The organism is Burkholderia sp. E168m15, assembly GCF_016586105.1.
In the GTDB taxonomy this organism is placed as follows: Bacteria; Pseudomonadota; Gammaproteobacteria; order Burkholderiales; family Burkholderiaceae; genus Burkholderia; species Burkholderia orbicola.
Genome location: NZ_BCPO01000075.1, coordinates 81,401 through 87,792, shown reverse-complemented (window position 1 = coordinate 87,792; position 6,392 = coordinate 81,401). Strand labels below are relative to the sequence as shown.

Sequence of the window (6,392 nt, the reverse complement as noted above, 5' to 3'; positions counted from 1 at the left end):
CCTGAAGTACCGCCCCCGGAAGTACCGCCACCGGAAGTACCGCCACCGGAAGTACCGCCCCCGGAAGTACCGCCACCGGAAGTACCGCCGCCCGAAGTACCGCCACCCGAAGTACCGCCACCCGAGGTGCCTCCACCCGAAGTGCCTCCACCTGAAGTACCACCACCTGAAGTACCACCACCCGAAGTGCCGCTACCCGAGGTGCCGCCACCTGAGCCACCGTTGCCGGACGCATTGCCTCCCCGACCCGTGCCGCTCGTACTGCCTGAGGTACCGCCTGTCGTTCCGCCGACGCCTGCAGGTCCGACGGCGCCGTTCCCGTTGTTTCCGCCGCTACCGTTCCCGTTCCCACCACCGTTTCCACTGCCGTTGCCGTTGCCGTTGCCGCTGCCACTGCCACCCGCACCGGCACCGCCATTACCGACGCCCCGGCCGGCATAAACGTGCACCGCGCATGCAGCCGGATTGGCGGCGCACGGCGATGCGTTCTCGACCAGCGTCATGATGGTGTCCGCGCTGGCATTTGCGTCGGACGCGGAGTCAGGTGTGGTGTTCTGTGCGACGGCATACGAGCAGCAGCACGCCAAAGCGGCCGCGGCCAGCAAGGTTGCACGAGGGCGCCGTCCCGCCGTGCGGAACGGTTGTTTCGTCTTATGCATCATGGCCTCCCCATGCGCGCGATGCCTCGTTGCCGCGCGACTATTCACGTGTGGTGCAGGGGGGCTTAAAAGATTCGTTGTCCTATCGTCAGCCGATGGCCTCCGGGCCAGCGCTTGACGCTGGCCGCGAACGCGGATCGGCACGCGGGCCCGCCGTGCGCATCCCACTCTGCGAGATTCGTGCCATCGGCCGCGCGGGCCCGTGGCGCAAGGCGGGCGCAGTCGCGTGACCACGCATGCAACGTCGTCGGGAAGGGTTTTGTTTCCGGAATGAAACGTCGGGGCGTCGTTCAGCGCGCCGGCGCGTCGGCCGCGCGTTGCCAGCGGTGGAACAGGATCGACGCGATCCAGCAGACGAGGAACAGCGCGACGATGCCATAGCCGATCGAGCCGAAGCGGTCGCCGAGCGCATCGAGCGTGTCGCGCACGGGGCCCGTCAGCGACAGCTTGTCGGCCAGCAGGCCGGCCGCTTCGATCCCGCCGATCGCCAGCGCGACGGCCGCCGACACGAATGTGATGCTCGCGTTGTAGAGCAGCTTGCGCTGCGGATCGTCCATCGCCCAGCCGTACGCGTGAATCATCAGCACGTTGTCGGTCGAGTCGATCAGCGTCATGCCGGCGGTGAAAAGCGCGGGAAACAGCATGACCGTATAGATCGGCAGCCCCTGGCTCGCCTGCGCGGCGGCAATCGCGAGCAGGCCGATTTCGGTTGCAGTATCGAAACCGAGCCCGAACAGCACGCCGACCGGATACATGTGCCAGCTCTTCGACACGAACCGGAACAACGGCCGTAGCAACCGCGAGACGAGGCCGGCGGGACGATGATCGTGCGCGCCGTCGTGCGTGTGCCCGGACGCGCCGCGATAGCGTCGCCACACGTCGCGCAGGATCATCAGGTTCACGCACGCGAGCACCAGCAGGAAAGTGGCCGACACCGCCGTGCCGATCGTGCCGCCGATGTCGCGGAACGCATCGAACCGGTCGCGCAACGCGAACGCGGTCAGCGCGATGCCGAGCGTCGCGGCGATCACGATCGTCGAATGGCCGAGCGAGAAAAACAGGCCGACGCTCACCGGACGCTGGCCGTCTTGCATCAGCTTGCGCGTCGCGACGTCGATCGCGGCGATGTGATCCGCGTCGACCGCATGACGCAGCCCGAGCCCGTACGCGATTGCCGCGGTGCCGAACAGCAGCGGATGATCGTGCAGCACGGCGAGCGCCCACAGCCAGACGGCGACGTTCGCGGCGATCAGGCCGGCATAGAGGGTCAGCAGGCGGCGCAGGGCAGGGGTGGGCGGCATCGGGCGGGTTCCATCTGACGAATCGCCATCCATTGTGGCACGCTAAAAAAAGCTCGGCGCGCCGATCAAAAAGCCACGAACGCGATGCGCGCCGAAAGAAAAAAGCCCGTCCGGAACGAACCGGACGGGCTTTGCGCGCATGCGCCAGCGCGCGAGCGAGCGGTGCTTATTTCACTTTCGCGTTGATCACGGCTTCCGACACGTTCGCCGGCGTTTCCGCGTAATGCTTGAACTCCATCGTGTACGTCGCACGACCTTGCGTGGCCGAGCGCAGCGACGTCGAATAGCCGAACATCTCCGCGAGCGGCACCTCGGCACGTACCAGCTTGCCGCCACCGCCCGCGATGTCCTCCATCCCCTGCACGATGCCGCGCCGGCTCGACAGGTCGCCCATCACGTTGCCCATGAAGTCCTCGGGCGTCTCGACCTCGACGGCCATCATCGGCTCGAGCAGCACCGGCTTCGCCTTTCGCATCGCTTCCTTGAACGCCATCGAGCCGGCCATCCGGAACGCGTTTTCGTTCGAGTCGACGTCGTGGTACGAACCGAACGTCAGATGCACCTTCACGTCGACGACCGGGTAGCCCGCGAGCACGCCGCTCTTCAGCGTCTCGGTGATGCCCTTGTCGACGGCCGGGATGAACTCGCGCGGAATCACGCCGCCCTTGATCTCGTCGAGGAACTCGTAGCCCTTGCCGGGGTTCGGCTCCAGCGTGATCACCGCATGACCGTACTGGCCGCGCCCGCCCGACTGCTTGACGAACTTGCCCTCGACGTCGGCCGCCGTCGTGCGCACCGTTTCGCGATACGCGACCTGCGGCTTGCCGACCGTCGCCTCGACGCCGAACTCGCGCTTCATCCGGTCGACCAGGATTTCGAGGTGGAGCTCGCCCATCCCCGAAATGATGGTCTGGCCGGACTCTTCGTCGGTCTGCACGCGGAACGACGGATCTTCCTGCGCGAGACGGTTCAGCGCGAGGCCCATCTTTTCCTGGTCGGCCTTCGTCTTCGGCTCGACGGCCTGCGAGATCACCGGTTCCGGGAATTCCATCTTCTCGAGGATGATCGGCTTCTGCGGATCGCACAGCGTGTCGCCCGTCGTCGCTTCCTTCAGGCCGACGGCCGCCGCGATGTCGCCCGCGCGCACTTCCTTGATTTCCTTGCGCTCGTTCGCGTGCATCTGCAGGATCCGGCCGAGCCGCTCCTTCTTGTCCTTCGTCGCGTTGAGCACGGTATCGCCCGACTCGACGACGCCCGAATACACGCGGAAGAAGATCAGCTGGCCGACGAACGGGTCGGTCATGATCTTGAATGCGAGCGACGAGAACGGCTCGTCATCGCTCGGATGACGTTCCGCCGGCTTTTCCGGATCGGCGAAGTCGTGGCCGAGGATCGCGGGCACGTCGACCGGCGACGGCAGGTAGTCGATCACCGCGTCGAGCATCGCCTGCACGCCCTTGTTCTTGAACGCGCTGCCGCACAGCATCGGCACGATCTCGTTCGCGATCGTGCGCTGGCGCAGCGCGGCCTTGATCTCGTCCTCGGTCAGCGATTCATGGTCGTGCAGATACTTCTCGAGCAGTTCCTCGCTCGCTTCGGCGGCGGCCTCGACCATCTTCTCGCGCCATTCGTGCGCGAGCTCGACGAGGTTCGCGGGGATGTCCTCGTACGTGAACTTCACGCCCTGGCTTTCGTCGTCCCACACGATCGCCTTCATCTTCACCAGATCGACGACGCCCTGGAAATGGTCTTCGGCGCCAATCGGAATCTGGATCGGCACGGCGACGCCCTTCAGGCGCTCGCCGATCTGCTTCTGCACGCGGAAGAAGTCGGCGCCGATCCGGTCCATCTTGTTGACGAACGCGATGCGCGGCACCTTGTACTTGTTGGCCTGGCGCCACACGGTTTCCGATTGCGGCTGCACGCCGCCGACCGAGTCGTAGACCATGCACGCGCCATCGAGCACGCGCATCGAGCGCTCGACTTCGATCGTGAAGTCGACGTGCCCGGGCGTGTCGATGATGTTGATCCGGTGCTCCGGATAGTTGCCGGCCATGCCCTTCCAGAAGGCCGTGGTCGCCGCCGACGTGATCGTGATGCCGCGTTCCTGCTCCTGCTCCATCCAGTCCATCGTGGCCGCGCCGTCGTGCACTTCACCGATCTTGTGGCTCACACCGGTGTAAAACAGGATGCGCTCGGTCGTCGTGGTCTTGCCGGCATCGATGTGAGCGCTGATCCCGATATTTCGATAGCGCTCGATGGGGGTTTTGCGGGGCACGTGAACCTCCTGGTGGTTCGGATCGTAAGCGGGCCGGCTGATTGGATGCCGGCCCGGGCTGGAACTAGCGAGATTTAAAGGATAGCGCTTGTCCGTGGCTTTTGCAGATGCGGGCAGCGGGTGCCGAATCAAGGCGGGCGCCGCGGGCGGACGAAAAAAAACCGGCGCCCGACAGGAAATGACGGGCGGCCGGCTGTTCGGTCGGGGCGCGGCGCGATGCCGCCGCGCGGACCGTTGCGGTTACTGAGCCCGCGGCAGGCCGTCGAGCTTCATGCCGGGCTTGATGCCCTTCGCGGCGAACCAGCCCTTGCTCATTTCGAGCGCATAGACGCCGTTGTTGCGCGGGCAGTGGTTGTCGGTCGTCTCGGCCTTCATCTCGTCGATGTCGGTGATCGTGCCATCCGCGCGGATGAACGCGATCGACAGCGGAATCAGCGTGTTCTTCATCCAGAAGCAGTGCACGGCGTTCTCGTTGAAGACGAACAGCATGCCTTCGTTCGGCGCGAGCTGCGAACGGTACATCAGCCCCTGTTCGCGGTCGGCGTCGTTCGCGGCGACGGCCGCGTCGATCACGTACATGCCGGCGCGCAGCTTCACGCGCGGGAACTCGCTCGGCTGCTTGGCGCCGGGCGGCACTTGCGCGCTGGCGGCCTGCATGCCGAGTGCGAAGACGGCGAGCGCGGCGGGAAACACGGCGGCGCGCGCAAGGCGGCCGAGCGACGGGCGCAGGGAGAATGACACAGCATGGCTCCTGTCTGGAAAACGAGACCCGCATGGTACGCGATGCGCGCCGGCGGGCACAAAAAAGAAAAAGGCAGATCGCCTTGCGGTGATCTGCCTTTCAACGCCGTAAGAACGGCAAGACTGCGTGTTCTTGACTGCGTTATTACAGCCAGCTTACTTAGTTCGAAGCAGCTGCCGGTGCTGCTGCGTCGCTTGCTGCAGCCTTCTTCGATGCCTTGTGGTGCTTCTTGGCAGCGTGGTGCTTCTTGGCAGCGTGCTTAGCCGGTGCCGAAGCAGCTTCTGCTGCTGCCGGAGCAGCTTCCGGAGCCGAAGCTTGTGCGAAAGCAGCCGTTGCGAAGAGGCCAGCGACCAGAGCGGCGATCAGTTTGTTCATGTTGTGTTCCTCAGCTTTAGTTAATTAACCAAATGACCCGGCAATAGGAGTCATGTCGTCTAACGGTGCCATCCACCTTTCGGTTGACAGACGCTTCGAGAAATTTCTCTTTGCGCTGCGGGCGCCGAATCGTATTCGAATAAAACGTCGCTTTCGTGACGCAAACACGGGTTCGGCTGCCAATGCCGGATAGCTAAGGTTGGCATCTGCGTGGTTTAACGCACGATCTCCGCAGGCGGTTGACGAAAAAGATGACGAAAAATGCGCGCGTCCCGGCTTCGTCATCCGACGGGCGCGAAACCGTCCCACGGCGCGCGCGGCGGCAGCGCGATCGTTTCGCCCGGTGCAATGCCGAGCGCGAATATGTCCAGCGCGCCGATGCCGACGCGCACCAGGCGCAACGTGGGGAAGCCGACGGCCGCCGTCATCCGGCGCACCTGCCGGTTCTTGCCCTCGGTGATCGCGAGCTCGATCCACGTGGTCGGGATCGCGGCGCGGTAGCGGATCGGCGGATTGCGCGGCCACAGCGTGTCGGGCGGCTCGATGAATTCGGCGCGGCACGGGCGCGTCACGTAGTCGCCGAGGTCGACGCCGCGGGCGAGCGCCTTCAGGTCGGCCGGCCCCGGCGCGCCGTCGACCTGCGCCCAGTAGCGCTTCACCAGCTTGTGGCGCGGCTCCGCGATGCGGGCCTGCAGCCCGCCGTCGTCGGTGAGCAGCAGCAGCCCCTCGCTGTCCGCGTCGAGCCGGCCGGCCGCATAGACACCGGGCGTTTTGACCCAGTCGCCGAGCGACGGCCGCGTCTCGTGCGCGGAAAACTGGCAAATCGTGCCGAACGGCTTGTTGAGGGCGATCAGGTTCATGGCGGGGCGTCTGCCCGGCGCCCCGCGCGGAGCGGGGGGCGGGCGGTCTATGGCAAATGGCGGAATCTTAATGCATAATACGGAACGGCAAGTCCTCTGTCTTATATAAGACATAAGTGAGGTCTTGATACGCAGTGCCGCGGTTCACGCCGAAGTGCCCGGTTGGGGCGCTAGAAT

5 protein-coding genes and 1 pseudogene are annotated in these 6,392 nt (G+C 65.2%); all 6 read right to left on the bottom strand.

Translation table 11 applies throughout. The annotated features are described in order from the left end of the window. Positions 1 to 659, bottom strand: a pseudogene (locus tag JMF86_RS35040) (hypothetical protein); the annotation flags it as partial. Between the two features lie 290 nt (positions 660 to 949). Beyond that, positions 950 to 1,960, bottom strand: coding sequence for a HoxN/HupN/NixA family nickel/cobalt transporter (locus tag JMF86_RS12575; protein WP_041489241.1), 1,011 nt, complete (start codon positions 1,958 to 1,960; stop codon positions 950 to 952). A gap of 166 nt (positions 1,961 to 2,126) precedes the next feature. Further along, positions 2,127 to 4,238: an elongation factor G gene (fusA, locus tag JMF86_RS12570; RefSeq protein ID WP_011694370.1), complete on the bottom strand. Its 2,112-nt coding sequence runs from the start codon at positions 4,236 to 4,238 to the stop codon at positions 2,127 to 2,129. 240 nt (positions 4,239 to 4,478) lie between these two features. Further along, positions 4,479 to 4,979 carry a DUF192 domain-containing protein gene (locus tag JMF86_RS12565; RefSeq protein ID WP_011546024.1) on the bottom strand — a complete coding sequence of 167 codons (501 nt, stop codon included), beginning with the start codon at positions 4,977 to 4,979 and terminating at the stop codon, positions 4,479 to 4,481. Positions 4,980 to 5,139: 160 nt separating this feature from the next. Further along, positions 5,140 to 5,355: a hypothetical protein gene (locus JMF86_RS12560; protein ID WP_011352970.1), complete on the bottom strand. Its 216-nt coding sequence runs from the start codon at positions 5,353 to 5,355 to the stop codon at positions 5,140 to 5,142. 281 nt (positions 5,356 to 5,636) lie between these two features. Further along, the gene (locus JMF86_RS12555) at positions 5,637 to 6,215 is read right to left on the bottom strand and encodes a pseudouridine synthase (RefSeq protein WP_011546023.1); all 579 of its coding nucleotides are present in this window, start codon (positions 6,213 to 6,215) and stop codon (positions 5,637 to 5,639) included. Positions 6,216 to 6,392: the final 177 nt, after the last annotated feature.